Here is a 16,228-nt window from a genome sequence, read left to right on the forward strand (position 1 = left end):
TAGCCGAGCCACCAGATAAAAGATGGGAGGAAAATAAGGCACGCAGGTTGTGCCGGTTACAGCGTGATCCTGACGCCATACACTTTTTCCGGGGTTTCGCCGTGGATACGCCAGCAGTCCTCCTCGGTGATCACATCTGATTCAAGGAGTTTTTTTGTGATTCTCGGGACTGATTTGGGCCCCGTCACGGCACCGGGCCGCGAGTTCTCGTCCATGAAATCACTCTCCATGGTAAACGATCGACGCTCACGCGCAAGGACTGGTACCGCTTCGTGCCGGGCGACAAGCGAGGGGTGGAGCGGTGTTTCGGGTGAGCCGTAGTGCTTGACCACGCGTCCGACTGGCATACCCGCAGCATCGGCCATGTCCACAACATCGGCGCACGGCCCGCTCTCGGCATGGATCTGGAGGGCACACCGGCATCCTGCTGCAAGTTCGAGCGCGTGGGAAAGTACCTCGTTTGATGCCGCAAATACTTCGGGGCTCACTTCGTAATGCGGCCGCCCGCTCTTGAGCGCCACGGCTCGGCCATCCCGGACATAATCAGAAGCGCAGTCAAGTCCGCCTTTCATCACCCCAACTGCCTCTGAAAGTGTCATGCGCTCGACAAGCCGGCTGATCTCGGCAGGGTGCACGCCAAGGATAGGAAAAACGATCAGCCCGGTTTCCCGGATCATTCCTGCAACCCGAAGCGTCTCGTCAAAGACTTTCACGTAATCGGCGCCACAGGTCGGTGCGATCCCAAGCGACCACGAAGGTTTCGAGACAAGGAACATATGGGTTCCGCCCGAGTGCAGAAAATCCTTTGCCGCTTCGACCCCACGACCGTTCACCGGATCGAAATGGATATGATCGTCAGTGATCGGAAAGATGCGTGATCTCATGGCACTCCACGATCCTCATAAGCGGGTAACCATTCTCCGGAGCAAGAGCGGCCCGGCAGTACGAAAATCCCACCCGGGTCACGATCTCCACATTATACATCAGACCGGAGAGTTCGCTGTACCCGAATACATTCTTTTTCATTAAGGAACGGTCGAGCCTCACCGTGATCTCCTCAACAAAGGGCTGGAGGATCACGGCCTTTTCAATTGCCTCTTCCACGCTTCCCGCAGATTCCTGCGAGACAGGTGTCCCGACCCATTGGTGGTAGAGCGCCCCGAGTTTTATCCCGGCTTCGAAGATAGCCTGTTCGTGATCGCTGTGCTCACCGTTTCTGTGCCCTTGTTGCATCACGTTCACCTCGTCAGATCAGCTGAATAATTCCCTGTTTGGGTTCCATCGCCTCACCATGCCGCAGGAGCATATCGATCCCTTCCCGGACCTTGTCATGGGCAAAGCCCTTTGAGGCGGCGGCTTCGATCACCTGCTCGATCGAGGCACGCCGTCCCTCGCCACCAATATCCCGGATTGCATCCTTGATCACCCGGACGATATCGCGCTTCTCCTTGGAGATGCCGGTCGCTACCTTGTCGATATCGAAGTTCCCGGTCTTTGCATCGTAAGCGATCTGGCGCAGGCAGGCATCCACAATATGGATCACGCGCTCCGCGTCGCTCACCTCGATCTTGTTTGAAAGCCGGATCCGGGCGCTCGCCTCTGCAAGCCGGACAAGTGCTTCCAGTTGCCGGGCCGTTACCGGGACGGGCTTGTTGGGCTCTGCAATTCCCCTGAGTTTGAGGTAGTATCCGACAATCGCTTCTTTTGCCTCCGCAGAGAGGATCGGAAAACAGGTGCGCTTGGAGTACGCGACATACTTCCGGAAAAATGCGGGATCGATATCCGGCATGACCGGCTTGAGCTGCTGGTCGATAAACTCCTGCGTGACCCCGGGGATCGGCGTTATCTTGTGCTGGGCGATGAGTTCCCCTACACCGTGCGCCTTGAGGATGTGCTCGGCAATAGCAAGGTCCCTTTTCTGCTCCGGCTGGTCGGTCATGATAAAGATCAGGTCGAAACGCGAAAGGAGCGACGGCGGCATGTTGATCTGGTCGGAGATGTCGCCGTACATGTCGAACCGCCCGTACTTCGGGTTCGCTGCCCCGAGAAGCGCGCACCGGGACTTGAGCGTCGCGGTGATGCCGGCCTTTGCGACGCTGATGGACTGCTGCTCCATCGCCTCGTGGAGCGCGGAGCGGTCTTCCTTCTGCATCTTATCCATTTCATCGACGGCGGCAATACCCATGTCAGCGAGCACGAGCGCACCTGCCTCAAGCGTCCAGCGCCCTTCCCCGAACTCATCCTTGACTGCCGTTGCCGTGAGACCGGCGGATGTCGATGACTGGCCGCTTGTATAGATCGCACGCGGCGAGCATTTCACAACGTAGCGCAGCAGCTGGCTCTTTGCAATACCCGGGTCTCCTATCAGGAGCACATGGATATCGCCCCTCAGGTGGGTCCCATCGGGCATCTCTTTTGCTATTCCTCCGAAGAGCTGGAGGGTGATCGCTTCCTTGACATCCTCGTTCCCGTAGATCGTAGGGGCAATCGAGTGGGTGACCATCCGGTAGATCATCGGATCGCAGGAGAGTTTTTTGATCTCGTCCTCTGCCTTCTCATCGATCTCGACCTCCTCAAAATCCTTTTCCGCGATCTCGATCGAGTTGCATTCGAGGAAGATATCAAAGACCGTGCTCTTCTCGCCTTTCACGATCCGCTGCATGGATCGGAGAATGCCATTGATGATGACCCGGTCTCCCGGCGCGACCGTCCCCGTGAGATCATCAGTCACATCGATATCGAGCGTCTGCGGCTGCTCGCCGCCTCTAAGACCCTCGGGAGATTCCTGCACCCGGAGTTTCTGGGAATCGACAAAGGTGGAGCGCTTGGGTACCAGGTCCAGTTTCTTGAATGTACACCCATCAGTGGCACAGCCATCCGGCTCGATAAACTTACCATACTTCTGGACCTTTCTTGTGAAGTGGCCGGCCGGGCATTTGAAGACCGCTTCCACGATCCGGGGGCGAACCTCGGTGGTCTTCCGCAGGATACCCTCGACCGAGACAAACATATTGATATCATCGGAGCGTATCTCGCGGATCGCGGTCTTTTTCGGGAGGTTCGTGAACCGGATATTGACGGCTTTTGGCTCTTTCCCATCCTTCGTGCGGATCAGCTGGTTGCTTTTTATCGCATCCCAGACATCTTCGAGCACCTTGCCGGGGTTCTCCAGCAGTTCATCGGCAAGGGTGATACCCGCCTTCCCGAACCGCTCAATCTGCCGGTAATCGATAAAAAGCGAGCGCTTGTGCGGGTACAGGCGCGAGATCTCGCCGAGCTCCTTTTTGTACCGGCTTTTGAGGAGCCGGGCCCAGTCGTCGGTCCGGTCTCCCTGGTGCAGTTCGGGTGCCTTCTCCATTTTTTATCTCACCGCTTCTTTGTGCTCGCAAGCACGAACCGGGCGATCAGCGCCTCCATCTGGATGTCGCTGTTTCCCCCCTCCGAGAGCCGGAAATCGGTCTCTCCAAGGGCATCTATCAGTTCCACTTTGAGTGCCCTGTCCATCCCGCGTTTCACAAGCGCCCGGTAGCACTGGTTGATCAATTCGTTCGGTGCAATCCCCCGTTCGTGAAGCAGGTGCATAAGCAGGGATTCGGCCCCGTCAAATTCCCCAGCAAGGGCAAGCCGAAGGAGTTCTTCGATCTCATCCGGCCGGGCATTGGATGTGATCGCATAGACCATCGGGGCCTCGATCGTTGTACTAATAATCGCGGCACCCTGCAGGGCGTTAATCGCCTTGCGCATGTCGCCCTGGGCAATATAGACCATGGCATCCAGCGCATCGGGAGTTACCTTCAGTCCCTCCTTTGTTGCGATCCGGCCAATCTCCTCTTTTACTGCCTGCGGTGCAAGTGGCCGAAACCGGTAGATCGCACACCGGCTTTGGAGAGGGTCAATGATCTTCGATGAGTAGTTGCACGAAAGGATGAACCGGCAGGTTTTCGCATAACTTTCCATTGTCCTGCGCAGCGCAGCCTGTGCATCGGTCGTCAGCGCATCGGCTTCGTCAAGGAAAAGGACCTTAAAGGTTGCATCCCCGAGGGGTGTCGTGCGGGCAAACTGCTTGATCTGGTTGCGCACCACATCGATCCCACGCTCGTCGGACGCATTGAGCTCGCGGAAGTTCATCTGCCATGACTCACCAAAGAATTCATGCGCAAGGGTAACCGCTGCGGTTGTTTTTCCCACACCTGCGCTCCCGGTAAAAAGGAGATGAGGGAGATTACCAGACTTTACGTAAGATGAGAGCCGCTCAACTATCTCGTCCTGCCCGACAATATCCGCAAGTTTTGTCGGCCGGTATTTCTCTATCCAGATAGTATGGTTCTCGTCCATGCACATCCTCCTTCGCGTTGTATGACTAGATTGACTTTGGACTATGTTGTTTTTTCCTGCTCAAAGTGTCCGGTACATCCAGGCACGATCCTGCATGGCCCGAAAAATGTCCTTTTGCTATCACTAGAGAATGTAATAATCTTTATCATAAGAGTTTTGAAATTACTTTTCATGATACCGAGCCGCATCCTTCTTGTTTTTCTCCTGCTCATGTGCCTCATTCTTGTCCCGGGCGCCGCGAGCCTGACCAAGGTAACCAATGGCGCACCGGTCTTTATTGGCGAGCGCAACCTGGACCTTACCGCGCCTATGAATGGGCACACCGTGATGGCATGGTGGCCAGCCGGTTCTGACAGGAGTGGTGAGCCGTCAAAGACGGTAACAATTTCCGGGGATGCAAAATCGTTCTACGTCAATCCTGACATTTTCACCGGTTATAATGGCACCTGGTACACGCACGATGTTCAACCAGAGACACCGGTCTTTGTCCTGTACGAGCCCCGGATTGACCTCTCGATCTGGGATGTTGATGCCAATAAAGACATCACAGGCCAGTCAGTCCCGATGTCTGCGAATATCACATACAGGATCGATACAAACCTGTACATGGCGCTTGATTATTCAAAGCGTCCTAACTATAACCCGGCAGACAGTTTTTTTACTGTAAAACTTACATCCCCTTCCGGAGCGGTCATACCCCAGATCTATACCGGGAACCTGGGAGCGTCGACCACCCAGATTCTCAACTTTGACAGCAACCCGTTGATCAAGTCCTCACCGTATATTTGGAAAAACGGCCCTGCATGGGACCGGAACGCTAAAAGTACTGACGGTAGCAGCGTTTACTCGGCAGGTACCTATACCTTTGTGGTCACGCAGGACCTCAACCATATGAGCAGCAGTTACAATGGTACTGCGGTATACGGGACGGTCAGGAGCGGGGACAAACCCATTACCTTTATTGCCGACACGTTTACCCCATCACCGACTGTACTGCCGTCCCTGACCGCCCCGGCCGGGACGACGGCCCCAGTGACGGGATTAATAACTCCCATACAGCAGGTGACCGCGCAGTCGTCGGCTACAACGATCCCGAAAAAGACGACCTATACCCCACTACCCACTGAAATTGCTCTCATCGGTCTTGGCATCGCGGCACTCGCAATTACGGTGAAACGGAAGTATTAATCGTAATTCATCCCTTCTTTTATCTCATGAGCCCTAAAAACAGCAAAAATGCGGAGAAAAAACCCGCAACAAGGATACCTAGGACTTACCTCTTTGCAATTGGTGTTGTGCTGGTCATCTGCATTGCAGTTGTCGCCGGGCTGGTCCTCACAAAGCAGGGCCCGTGGGTTCCGGTGGTGCCGGCAAATACGTCAGCATCCTTCACGTCAGCCGGCTCACTGTACTCAAAGAGCGTGGATCTGGCAAATGCCGGGAACTACAAAGACGCGCTGGAAGCGGCAGATGCTGCACTCGCACAAAACGTCAGTTCCCTCACGCCCCTGATCCAGTCAAACCGGGCCGGGATCCTGGCCATGCTGGACAGGAATGATGAGGCCATTGCGGCAGCAGATGTTGCGATCAACGCACCCGGGAACCTGACAACCCTGCGATCCATCGCATGGTACAACAAGGGCAATGCACTCAGGGCTGAAGGCAGGATCTCGGAAGCGGATGCCGCGTACGCGAATGCCACCGCGCTCGATCCGACGCTGAAACACCCATAATACAATTTTTTGGAATTCTGCCACCCTGCGTGTGTACTCTGCTCCGACCGCTTATCAACGCCTATACCTTGAATACCTCTCTTTTACAAAAGTACTGATTACAACCATGGAAGGTGCAACCCGTGTTTTTGCCGGGGATTTTTCCGGAGCGACCCTTGCGGTACCGGCCGACGATGCCGGGAGCCCGGCCTGGGTCGTGACCCCGGGCGGAGCATGGTGCCGGTCGCTGTACCTCTGCGGAGCGCTCACCGAGGTTGCGGAGATCGCCGATGTACTCCACTGCCGGGTGGCCGACCCGACCGGGGCGTTCGACATTGTTTCCGGGGGGCGGCAGGCCGCGATCACCAGACAATTCCGTGAGATCCCGGTCCCGTCCTTTGTTGCAGTCACGGGAACCGCGCAGATCTACAAGAGAAACAGGGGCTGGGCGGTCTCTGTCCGGCCCGAGTACGTGCAGGTGATCGACCGGGCCGTCCGCGATCGCTGGATCACCATGACAGCGGATATGACAATTACCCGTCTCGAAACACTGTTCTCTGTGATCGAAGGGCAGGTCACCGATCCCCGGGCAGGGACGGTTGTCCGGCACTACGGGCTCACCAGGGAGCGGCTCCGCGAGATGATCGCACTGATCGAAAGTGCACTTGCCGGTGTTAGTACTGTCCCGGTGGCACCCCCGGCCGCAGAGGCCGATATCAGCGCGATCATCATGGAAATTATCCATGCAAAAAGCGGCCCCCGGGGTGTGGCCGTGCAGGATGTGATCGATGAGGCGGGCATCGGAGGACATACCGAGGACGCCGTGCTTGCCGCGATACGGACGCTTGTTGAAAACGACGACTGCTATCAGCCCCAGAAAGGATACGTCAAACCGTTATGAAAATGGAATTTATTAAAGACGGCCCGGCGCTCGTGATCGAGAACGCCGAGCGCCTGCTCATCGTTGCTGACCTCCACTTCGGGATCGAGGCAGATCTCGCCGCACACGGCATGCACTTCAAAAGCCACAGTACCGAACGCCTTGCCCGGCTCATGCAGACGGTTGATGCAACACAGCCGGACCGGCTCATCATTCTCGGGGACGTCAAGCACAGCATCCCCTCGCTCACCCGTCAGGAGTGGAGAGAGATCCCGGGGATCCTCGATACGATCCGGCGCCGTATCCCCTTTCTTCTTTTCCCGGGGAACCATGACATCGGCATCGAACGGTTCCTCGAACCTGGCGAACTCCAGCCAAAAGAGGGTAAAGTCATCGATGGCGTCGCGTACCTCCACGGCCACACGTACCCGGCCCCGGACCTTGGCGGCCACCTCATTGTCACCGGTCACCACCACCCGCAGGTCAGCCTGTACGACGAGGTGGGCTGTTCCCTCCAGGCGCCGGCATACCTGCGGGCAGGAATCGATACTGAAGCACTCGGCCTCAAAATGCCGGACAGCGTCAGCCCGACTCCCGCCCGCGCTCTCTTTGTACCCGCGTTCAACGAGATCGCCGGCTACGACATCATCAAGATCGCCCGCGACCCATTCTCGCCCATTTCGCGGTGCATGAAACAGGACGATGCAGAGATTATCCTTGCGGACGGGACCTATATCGGCACGCTCGCGATGCTGCTGGACGATGAGGACGATAGGGGGCGTGACTGACCGTGGTGCTGGAACTGCTTGATGCAAAAGTCCGCGAGTGTATCAGGAAACGGGGCTTTACCCGGCTCTCCCCGGCACAGGAGCAGGCGATTCCCCTTATCCTTGCGAAGAAAAACCTCATCCTGATCGCCCCGACCGGCACCGGCAAGACCGAGAGCGCGATGTTCCCGGTCTTTGACGCGCTCCTGAAAATGCCGGCCGGCGGCGGGTTCAAGGCGATCTATGTTACGCCCTTACGCTCCCTCAACCGGGATATCCTTGCGAGGATGGAATGGTGGTGCCATGAACTGGGCCTCACGGTTGGCGTCCGCCATGGTGACACCCCTATGGGCGAGAGGAGGAAGCAGGCGCTTTCGCCTCCCGACCTGCTCATCACGACCCCGGAGACGCTCCAGGCGCTCTTCATGGGAAAGCGGCTCCGTAAGCACCTCGAACACGTGCAGTTCGTGATCATCGACGAGATCCACGAGATGGCGGGGAGCAAGCGGGGGGCGCAGCTTACGGTCGCACTCGAACGGCTCGCGGAGTATGCCGGGGAGTTCCAGCGCATCGGACTCTCCGCGACTGTCGGGAACCCGGAGACGATCGGTCAGTTCCTCTGCGGGGCGCGGCACTGCGAGATCGTGCAGGTGCCGGTCGCAAAACATCTGGAGATCACCGTCAGCTATGTCGGCGATAATTTCAAGCACCAGGTGCAGGCGCTCGACCGGCTGCTCGGGAACGAAGGCTCGACACTCGTCTTTGTCAACACCCGGGTGACCGCCGAGGCGCTCGGCCATGCCCTGTACTCCCGGGGCGATGTTGAGGTGCATCACGGCTCGCTCTCAAAGGAGATCCGGATCGATGCCGAGGAGCGGTTCAAGAAGGGCGAGATCCGGACCCTCATCTGCACATCGTCCATGGAACTCGGGATCGATATCGGCCGGGTCGATCACGTGATCCAGTTCGGCTCCCCGAGGGAAGTTGCCCGGCTCGTGCAACGGGTCGGCCGGGCCGGCCACCAGCTCAATACGATCTCGCGCGGTACAATCCTTGCGACGGGATTTGACGACCTGCTGGAATCGCTCGTGATCGCCCGGCGGGCAAAGGCAAACGAGATCGAGCCGGTGGTGCCGGATACGAACGCGGGCGATGTACTCGCCAACCAGATCGCCGCAATTGCCGTGGAGTATGGCGAGATCGAACGCTCCCGTATCCGCGCGATCGTAGAACGATCCGCGATCTTTGCCGGGTGCGGCACGCTCCTTGACGATGTCTGCACCCAGCTCGAAGAACACCGGCTCGTCCGGATCGATGGCAGCCGTATTGTCACGACCGCCCGGGCCCGGCGCTACCTCTCGGGCAACCTCTCGATGATCCACGACGAGCGCAAGATCCCGATCTTCGACATGGTCTCGCGCCGGACGGTTGGGTCGCTTGACGAATCGTTCGTGGTCGGCTGGGTGCATACCGGCGCGGTCTTCATCACCAAGGGCCAGCTCTGGCGGGTGCTGGAGATGAACGACGGCCGGCTCACGGTAGAACCGGCGAAAAAAGCGATTGGTGAATTGCCGTCATGGGAGGGCGAGCAGATCCCGGTCCCGTTTGCGGTCGCCCGCGAGGTCGGGGCGATCCGGCGCGAGCGCACCACGGCAAATTATACAAAAGAAAAAGAGAGCATCGCGTTTGCCGCTCACATCCTTTCTGAGATGGAGAAGAACCGGTGCAAAATCCCGACCGACCGGCTCATCACCTTTGAGAACATTGATGACGGTGTGGTCTGCAATGTCTGCGCCGGCCATAAGGCAAACGAGGCGCTCGGCCGGGTGCTCTCGATCCTGATCTCTGCACGGCACGGGACGACCGTGGGGATCGAACTGGACGCATACCGGATCCTGCTCCGGCTCCCTTCCGCGATCCGGGCAGCGGATGTCCGTGATTTCCTGTTGGCCCTTGAACCCGCCCACATGCCCGGCATCCTTAAACTCGCCCTGAAGCGCACGGCGCTCTTCAAATGGAAACTGGTGCAGATCGCAAAAAAATTTGGTGCAATTGATCCGGATGCGGACTACGAAAGGATCAGCATCCAGCGCCTGCTCGACTATTTCGACAACACGGTTGTCCAGCAGGAAGCATACCGCGAACTATTGTCCGGTTACATGGACGTGGATGCCGCAGCGCAGATTGTCGGCATGATAAAAAAGGGCACCATCGAAGTTGTTATCGGCCCCCATTCGATCATTGGGGCGGATGGCATCCTTTCCTCTCGTGACCAGATCCCGCCGCCGACCGCAGACCAGGCAGTGATTGCAACCCTGAAACGGCGGCTCGAACAGGACGAGGTCATTCTTGCGTGCATGAACTGCCGGAACTGGAAAAGCCGCACCGTAGTCTCGCGGGTTCCCGAACAGCCCCAATGCCCGAAATGCGGCGCTCGGCTGATTGCTGCAATCAAGCCCTACGAGGCCGAAGCGTACGACGTGTTCTCAAAAACAAAGAAGACCTCAGATGAGCGGGCTATCGAGCAGCGCCTGATCCGGAACGCTAACATCGTACTTTCAAGCGGGAAAAAAGCTGTGATCGCGCTCTCGGCACGGGGCGTGGGTCCCGAAAACGCCTCACGGATCCTTGCGACCCTTTCGGATGGCGATGCTTTCTACCGCGAGATCCTCAAGGCAGAGCGGAACTTTATTCAGACTCACCGGTACTGGTCGTAACTTTTCCCTGCAATTCCCGGGGAAGGCTTCAACAGCTTGCCGTTATGATAAACCGTTTTTATCTGAAACGTGCAGAACAACGGTATGCCTGCAGGGAGTACGGTGCCGAAATGAGCGCAGTGAATTTGTCATGAAAATTTTGAAAACTTCAGTCGATAGAGCAGGCAAATGGAAATTCGAGTTTGGAGTGCAAAATTTTCATTGCTTTGGTGCGAAATCTTTGACTTCATGCGGGTTTTTTTTTTGGATAATATTATAAAAAAGATCGTGGTGCAGGTACGATGCCGGCACCTGTATTACAAAATGCTTTCAAGTTTCTGTTCGAGAAAATCGAGCCCTCTCTTGATATCTTCGATCGTTTTCCCACCGGTCAGGATGATCTTTCCGGAAGAGAAGAGGAGTGCGACAATCTTTGGATCCTTGACACGGTATACAAGGCCCGGGAACTGCTCTGGTTCATACTCGATATTTTCGAGATTGAGGGTGACAACAACCTTGTTGAGGTTAATGTACTTGCCGATATCGTAGGAACAGACTATATTGGTAACTTCAACTCTGGGAACGTCGAGTGTTTCGACACCGGCTTCCTTGAGGTTCTTGATGATAATCGCAAGGCCTTCTTTTAATGCCTGGTTATTACGGAGGCCGGTGAGCACTATTTTGCCCGAGGAAAAGATCAGGGATGCAATTTTGGGGTTCTCAATTCGGTAGACCGCACCAGGAAACCGTTTCGTGTTGAGATCGCAGCCCTTGATCTTGCTGGATACATCGTTAAGATCAATGGACTCGGCAATGGTTCCGGAAGCCACGACATTCTCAATTTTCAATGAATCGTACCGTTTGTCAGCCATCCTGTGTACTATGCAGTCTGTCCAATCATAATACTAATGGAGAATCTTTATGGCCTGATTAGTATCCTCTGACGGGGAACGGTTGGGTGAACGGCAAAAACCGATCATTAAGCAGAGAGATACTGCATGAATAAAGACAGATTGAAATGGAAATACCCTCAATATTCAGGCAATTACCAGGCTGATTCTATGGGTGAAGACCAGCATAACATGGAAAATTACGAACAGACCACGGCGACATTCTCAATCGAGGTTCCCGAGTACTTTAACTTCGGTTTTGATGTTGTTGATGCATGGGCCAAAAAGGACCGTAACAAGCTTGCTATGATCTGGGCAAACCAGCAGGGCGAGGAAAAGAAGTTCAGTTTTCTCGATATGTCCAACCTCTCCAACCAGGCAGCAAACGTCCTTTTGAAGTACGGGATCAACAAGGGCGACCGGGTTCTCATTATGCTCCCCCGGATTCCCGAATGGTGGATCTTTGTAGTTGCGCTCATCAAGCTCGGCGCGGTCTTCTGCCCATGCCCGACCATGCTCACCCCAAGGGATATAAAATACCGGGTCAACAAGGGCAAATTCCGGATGGTCATTACCAATCTAGAAAATTCGGGCAAGGTTGAGGAGATCTGCAACGAGTGCCCGACACTTACCTGTCGGTTTGTTGTTGATGGCGAACTCGACGGCTGGGCAAGCTGGCCCTATGAGCTTCTCTATCCGGCGCCGGTTTCGCACCATTCCGTGAGTATCCCGGACCAGCAGCGCACAAAAAGCACCGATCCGATGATGATCTATTTCACATCGGGTACTGTTGGGGAGCCAAAGATGGTGCTCCACAACCACGCTCACCCGCTCGGTCAGATCGTCACCGCCCGTTTCTGGCAGGATATCCGGCACAACGATCTGCACTTTACGGTTACCGATACCGGCTGGGCAAAGTGTGGATGGGGTAAGATCTTCGGCCAGTGGATCGAGGGCGCCTGCCTCTTTGTGTACAACTTTGTCGGGAAATTTAACGCGACTGAAGTGCTCCCGCTCCTTGAGAGATACCAGATCACGACGTTCTGCTGCCCGCCCACGATCTACCGTATGCTGATCCTTGCCGATCTCGACAAGTTTGATTTCTCCTCCCTGCGCCACTGCACGAGCGCGGGTGAACCGCTCAACCCTGAGGTGATCCGGGTATGGAAGGAGGGAACAGGACTTACCCTCCGCGAAGGCTACGGGCAGAGCGAGACGTGCTGCTGTGTCGCCGAGTTCCCGTGCCTTGAGGTAAAACCCGGCTCTATGGGGAAACCCTCGCCCGGCTGGAACGTGGAGATCCACGACGATGAGGGTAAACCAGTTGGTGTTCGGGAGGAGGGACGGATTGCGATTTCTTGTAACCCCCCGCCACCCGGCCTCATTGTGGAATACATCGATAACCCCGAAGAGAACAAAAAATCGTTTGTAAACGGCTGGTATTATACGGGGGACAAGGTGTACAAGGATGAGGACGGGTACTTCTGGTTCATCGGCCGTGACGATGACGTGATCAAATCGTCCGGTTACCGGATCGGACCGTTCGAGGTGGAGAGCGCGCTCATCGAACACCCGTCCGTGCAGGAAGCAGCCGTCGTGGGAGTGCCGGACCGGATCAGGGGTCTGATCGTCAAGGCATTTGTTGTCTTAAACAAGGGTTACGAGCCATCTGAAACGCTGGTAAAAGAGATCAAGTCCTACGTGAAACGCACTACGGCGCCGTACAAGTACCCGAGGGAAATCGAATTTGTCACCGAACTTCCAAAGACCCATTCCGGCAAGATCCGGAGGGCCGAACTGCGCGAGAAGGAACTGCAGAAGTACCGGGAATTTAAGTAATCCCGGTGGCAGGCTGGCCAAGGTCAGGGTACCCTGACCGGTATCCTGCCTGCCACTGCTGATTTTCTGCGGAGTATACAGTTTTCACCCGGACTTTTTTATCTTAAGCATTATCTGTTGCGGAATGGTGCACTTATCCCTGCGCTGGACATCCATAAGGGAAAAACAAACGCCAAACTGCCCGTTCCCTGCCGGATAACAAACGCTTTTGGTGCATAAAAAAGCAAAACGATGATAAAGTGCACCACCATACAGATCAGTCATGGTGCGGTATTCAGTTTCCATGGATGATACCCTGACGGAAAATATCGACAAGATTTGTGAACATCGGAAGATCTCGCGCTCCGACTGGATCGCTGAAGCCTGCACCGGGCATCTGACCACAAATGCACCGATTCTTGCGTGTGCAATACCTGCACCCGGTGCGTCCGGGCCTAATATGCAGGACTACGATGCGACGTACCGTGACTTTCATCTCGATGTCCCCGAATACTTCAACTTCGGGTTTGACGTGATTGATGCCTGGGCAAAAAAAGACCGGAACAAGCTTGCGATGATCTGGACCAACCAGAAGGGCGAGGAGAAAAAGTTCACGTTCTGGGACCTGATGCGACTCTCAAACCAGATCGTAAACATGCTCATCAAGTACGGTGTCAACAAGGGTGACCGGGTCATGATCATGCTGCCCCGGGTGCCGGAGTGGTGGATCGCCACTATCGCACTCATCAAGCGCGGAGCGATCTACTGTCCGGCGCCGACCATGCTCACCCCGCACGACCTCAAATATCGGATCAATGCCGCAGAGATCAAGATGGTGATCACCTCCGAGGACCAGGCTGACAAGATTGACTCCATCGCTAATGAATGCCCGTCCCTGACCTGCCGGTTGATGATTGACGGGAAACGTGAGCACTGGATCAGTTACCAGGTCGAGCTCGATTACCCTGCACCGGTCTCTGCAAAACTGGTCAACCTTACAGGCATGAAAAAGACCAAGGCTACGGATCCGATGGTGATCTTCTTTACGTCCGGGACAACCGGCGAGGCGAAGATGGTGGTCCATAGCCAGAGTTACGCGCTCGGCCATATCATCACCTCCCGGTTCTGGCATGATGTTCACACCAACGACTTGCACTTCACCTTCTCGGATACCGGTTGGGCAAAAAGCGCGTGGGGCAAGTTGTACGGTCCATGGCTTGAAGGTGCGGCCATTTTCGTCTACGATATTCGGGGCCGGTTCAATGCAACCGAGCTCCTGCCTCTTATAGAAAGATACGGGATCACTACTTTCTGCTGCCCGCCAACAATCTACCGGATGCTGATCCTTGCCGATCTCGACAAATTCGACTTCACCGAACTCCGGCACTGTGTGAGTGCTGGCGAACCGATCAATCCCGAAGTCATAAAAGCCTGGAAGGATGCAACCGGCCTCACTATCTACGAAGGCTATGGCCAGACAGAGATGGTGCTCTGTATCGGGACGTTCCCCTGCATGGAAGCACGGTTTGGGTCAATGGGTAAACCCTCGCCGGGCTGGGTCATCGAGCTCCATGATGAGAATGGAAACCCGGTTGGTGTCCACGAAGAAGGCCGGATTGCGATCAAGACTGAACCAAAACCTGTTGGGATGTTCATGGAATACCTCAACAATCCCGAAGAGAACGAAAAGTCATTTGTGAATGGCTGGTATTATACTGGCGACAAAGCGTACAAAGATGAGGACGGGTACTTCTGGTTTATCGGCCGCGATGATGATGTTATCAAGGCATCGGGTTACCGGATCGGGCCGTTCGAGGTAGAGAGTGCATTACTCGAACATCCTTCCGTACAGGAAGCGGCCGTCGTGGGTTCACCGGATGATATCAGGGGCATGATTGTCAAAGCGTTCGTGATCCTGAAACCCGGCTTTGCGCCATCGGAGACGCTGGTCAAGGATCTCCAGAGCCATGTGAAAAAGGTCACGGCACCCTACAAGTATCCCCGGGCAATCGAGTTTGTCAATTCCCTCCCAAAAACAATATCAGGCAAAATCCGCAGGATCGAACTTCGGGAGAAGGAACTCAAGCGGTATGCAAACGGGCAGAAACTATAATCACTGCATCCCCCCTCTGTACCGTTTTCCCCTACATTTATTAAACCGGGAACATAATCTATACAAGCGCGAGGGTAGCCAAGCCAGGTCAACGGCGCTAGGTTCAGGGCCTAGTCTCGCAGGAGTTCTTGGGTTCGAATCCCATCCCTCGCATTTCTGTTTTTTCTGTCGCTTCAAAACCATCCTTTTTTTTATTTGACCCAGACGAATATTTATCGGGCATGAGAACCGCCCACTTAAATGCAGGGAGGATCTGCTATCTGGATGCAGACGTATTACAATATTCGTCCCCATCTGGAAATCGGCAGTATGATTCCCATGCAGATGGCAAACATCCCGATCAATATCCGGGGGAACCGGAGGGGAGACTATGATCGGGGGGAACATCTGCTACATTGTTTAATGTAATTGGACTGCGGGTAGATGCAAAAAGATTATACCCGCCCATGGATTAATCAAAGTATGGGCAATGCGCGTCAGATATTCAAAGCAATAGAGGAATAAATATGGAGATTTCAACAAATGTTATCCGTGGTGTGCTGATCCTGACCATAACCGGCAGGATGGATTCCTATTTTACTGAAGAACTGGGCGTAGCCACTTTTAATTTTCCGGATAAGCCAATTATTCTCGATGTGACTCAGGTCGAGTATGTCAATAGCAGCGCGCTCAGGGCGCTGCATGAATTTAAACGCAGCCTCCAGGTACACGGAACTCCCCTCATCCTCGTGGAGAAAAGTGAAGGGTTTACTAATAAGATTCTTGAAATGTCTGGATTTAACCGGATTTTTCATGTAGTTCCCTCGGTTCCAGAGGCACTGCAGGCACTATCCAGCGAAAATACGGAAAAGAACCGTTAAAAACCCGGATTAGATTTTTGTTTTGGTCTTTGAATAAAAGGATATGAGAGGGGTCTGTCCAACAATTTGTATGGCTCGTTGGACTGGCACGTATCTCATACCGACTTTTCATCAAACTTTTACAGGTAATACTTAAATAAAGTAATTCCTGATAAAA

At 55.0% G+C, this 16,228-nt stretch carries 13 protein-coding genes and 1 tRNA gene; 9 read left to right on the forward strand and 5 right to left on the reverse strand.

Translation table 11 applies throughout. The annotated features are described in order from the left end of the window. Positions 1 to 56: 56 nt before the first annotated feature. From WCX19_RS01815 to WCX19_RS01830, 4 genes are read right to left on the reverse strand one after another with little or no spacing between them, the layout of a single operon-like run. Positions 57 to 884, reverse strand: coding sequence for a TatD family hydrolase (locus WCX19_RS01815; protein WP_373004092.1), 828 nt, complete (start codon positions 882 to 884; stop codon positions 57 to 59). Beyond that, complete coding sequence (locus WCX19_RS01820; protein ID WP_373004095.1) at positions 856 to 1,233, reverse strand: dihydroneopterin aldolase family protein; 378 nt, start codon at positions 1,231 to 1,233, stop codon at positions 856 to 858. Before WCX19_RS01820 ends, WCX19_RS01815 begins: the two co-directional genes overlap by 29 nt. A gap of 13 nt (positions 1,234 to 1,246) precedes the next feature. Then, positions 1,247 to 3,358: a minichromosome maintenance protein MCM gene (locus tag WCX19_RS01825; RefSeq protein ID WP_373004098.1), complete on the reverse strand. Its 2,112-nt coding sequence runs from the start codon at positions 3,356 to 3,358 to the stop codon at positions 1,247 to 1,249. Positions 3,359 to 3,366: 8 nt separating this feature from the next. After that, on the reverse strand, positions 3,367 to 4,335 hold the full coding sequence (locus WCX19_RS01830) for a replication factor C small subunit (protein WP_373004100.1): 969 nt from the start codon (positions 4,333 to 4,335) through the stop codon (positions 3,367 to 3,369). Positions 4,336 to 4,506: 171 nt separating this feature from the next. On the opposite strand from WCX19_RS01830, the gene WCX19_RS01835 reads away from it, so the two are divergent. From WCX19_RS01835 to WCX19_RS01855, 5 genes are all read left to right on the forward strand, one after another. Beyond that, on the forward strand, positions 4,507 to 5,523 hold the full coding sequence (locus WCX19_RS01835; protein WP_373004103.1) for a DUF3821 domain-containing protein: 1,017 nt from the start codon (positions 4,507 to 4,509) through the stop codon (positions 5,521 to 5,523). A gap of 26 nt (positions 5,524 to 5,549) precedes the next feature. Beyond that, on the forward strand, positions 5,550 to 6,068 hold the full coding sequence (locus WCX19_RS01840) for a tetratricopeptide repeat protein (protein ID WP_373004105.1): 519 nt from the start codon (positions 5,550 to 5,552) through the stop codon (positions 6,066 to 6,068). Between the two features lie 106 nt (positions 6,069 to 6,174). Beyond that, a complete protein-coding gene (locus WCX19_RS01845) occupies positions 6,175 to 6,948 on the forward strand; it encodes a hypothetical protein (RefSeq protein ID WP_373004108.1) in 774 nt (257 codons plus the stop codon). Then, on the forward strand, positions 6,945 to 7,715 hold the full coding sequence (locus WCX19_RS01850) for a metallophosphoesterase (protein ID WP_373004111.1): 771 nt from the start codon (positions 6,945 to 6,947) through the stop codon (positions 7,713 to 7,715). The genes WCX19_RS01845 and WCX19_RS01850 overlap by 4 nt, the downstream gene beginning before the upstream one ends. 5 nt (positions 7,716 to 7,720) lie before the next feature. Beyond that, positions 7,721 to 10,411 (forward strand): DEAD/DEAH box helicase, encoded by a 2,691-nt coding sequence (locus WCX19_RS01855; RefSeq protein ID WP_373004239.1) that lies wholly within the window; start codon positions 7,721 to 7,723, stop codon positions 10,409 to 10,411. 296 nt (positions 10,412 to 10,707) lie between these two features. On the opposite strand, the gene WCX19_RS01860 is transcribed toward WCX19_RS01855, so the two are convergent. After that, positions 10,708 to 11,262, reverse strand: a complete 555-nt coding sequence (locus tag WCX19_RS01860; RefSeq protein WP_373004114.1) for a TATA-box-binding protein — start codon at positions 11,260 to 11,262, stop codon at positions 10,708 to 10,710. Positions 11,263 to 11,451: 189 nt separating this feature from the next. Here WCX19_RS01860 and WCX19_RS01865 point away from each other — a divergent pair, with 189 nt between their 5' ends. From WCX19_RS01865 to WCX19_RS01880, 4 genes are all read left to right on the forward strand, one after another. Then, complete coding sequence (locus WCX19_RS01865; RefSeq protein WP_373004117.1) at positions 11,452 to 13,119, forward strand: AMP-binding protein; 1,668 nt, start codon at positions 11,452 to 11,454, stop codon at positions 13,117 to 13,119. A 262-nt stretch (positions 13,120 to 13,381) separates the two neighbouring features. Next, positions 13,382 to 15,211, forward strand: coding sequence for an AMP-binding protein (locus WCX19_RS01870; RefSeq protein ID WP_373004120.1), 1,830 nt, complete (start codon positions 13,382 to 13,384; stop codon positions 15,209 to 15,211). A gap of 68 nt (positions 15,212 to 15,279) precedes the next feature. Beyond that, a tRNA-Leu gene (locus WCX19_RS01875) sits at positions 15,280 to 15,364 on the forward strand. A gap of 353 nt (positions 15,365 to 15,717) precedes the next feature. Continuing rightward, positions 15,718 to 16,071: an STAS domain-containing protein gene (locus WCX19_RS01880; protein WP_373004123.1), complete on the forward strand. Its 354-nt coding sequence runs from the start codon at positions 15,718 to 15,720 to the stop codon at positions 16,069 to 16,071. The last annotated feature ends 157 nt before the right edge of the window (positions 16,072 to 16,228 follow it).

The sequence above is a fragment of the Methanoregula sp. genome (assembly GCF_041663825.1).
GTDB lineage: Archaea > Halobacteriota > Methanomicrobia > Methanomicrobiales > Methanospirillaceae > Methanoregula.

Coding starts and splice junctions, on each gene's coding strand:
- WCX19_RS01840 (WP_373004105.1), top strand. CDS start 5,550: ATGAGCCCTAAAAACAGCAAAAATGCGGAGAAAAAACCCGCAACAAGG.
- WCX19_RS01870 (WP_373004120.1), top strand. CDS start 13,382: ATGGTGCGGTATTCAGTTTCCATGGATGATACCCTGACGGAAAATATC.
- WCX19_RS01865 (WP_373004117.1), top strand. CDS start 11,452: ATGGGTGAAGACCAGCATAACATGGAAAATTACGAACAGACCACGGCG.
- WCX19_RS01830 (WP_373004100.1), bottom strand. CDS start 4,335: ATGGACGAGAACCATACTATCTGGATAGAGAAATACCGGCCGACAAAA.
- WCX19_RS01820 (WP_373004095.1), bottom strand. CDS start 1,233: ATGCAACAAGGGCACAGAAACGGTGAGCACAGCGATCACGAACAGGCT.
- WCX19_RS01825 (WP_373004098.1), bottom strand. CDS start 3,358: ATGGAGAAGGCACCCGAACTGCACCAGGGAGACCGGACCGACGACTGG.
- WCX19_RS01845 (WP_373004108.1), top strand. CDS start 6,175: ATGGAAGGTGCAACCCGTGTTTTTGCCGGGGATTTTTCCGGAGCGACC.
- WCX19_RS01835 (WP_373004103.1), top strand. CDS start 4,507: ATGATACCGAGCCGCATCCTTCTTGTTTTTCTCCTGCTCATGTGCCTC.
- WCX19_RS01860 (WP_373004114.1), bottom strand. CDS start 11,262: ATGGCTGACAAACGGTACGATTCATTGAAAATTGAGAATGTCGTGGCT.
- WCX19_RS01815 (WP_373004092.1), bottom strand. CDS start 884: ATGAGATCACGCATCTTTCCGATCACTGACGATCATATCCATTTCGAT.
- WCX19_RS01880 (WP_373004123.1), top strand. CDS start 15,718: ATGGAGATTTCAACAAATGTTATCCGTGGTGTGCTGATCCTGACCATA.
- WCX19_RS01850 (WP_373004111.1), top strand. CDS start 6,945: ATGAAAATGGAATTTATTAAAGACGGCCCGGCGCTCGTGATCGAGAAC.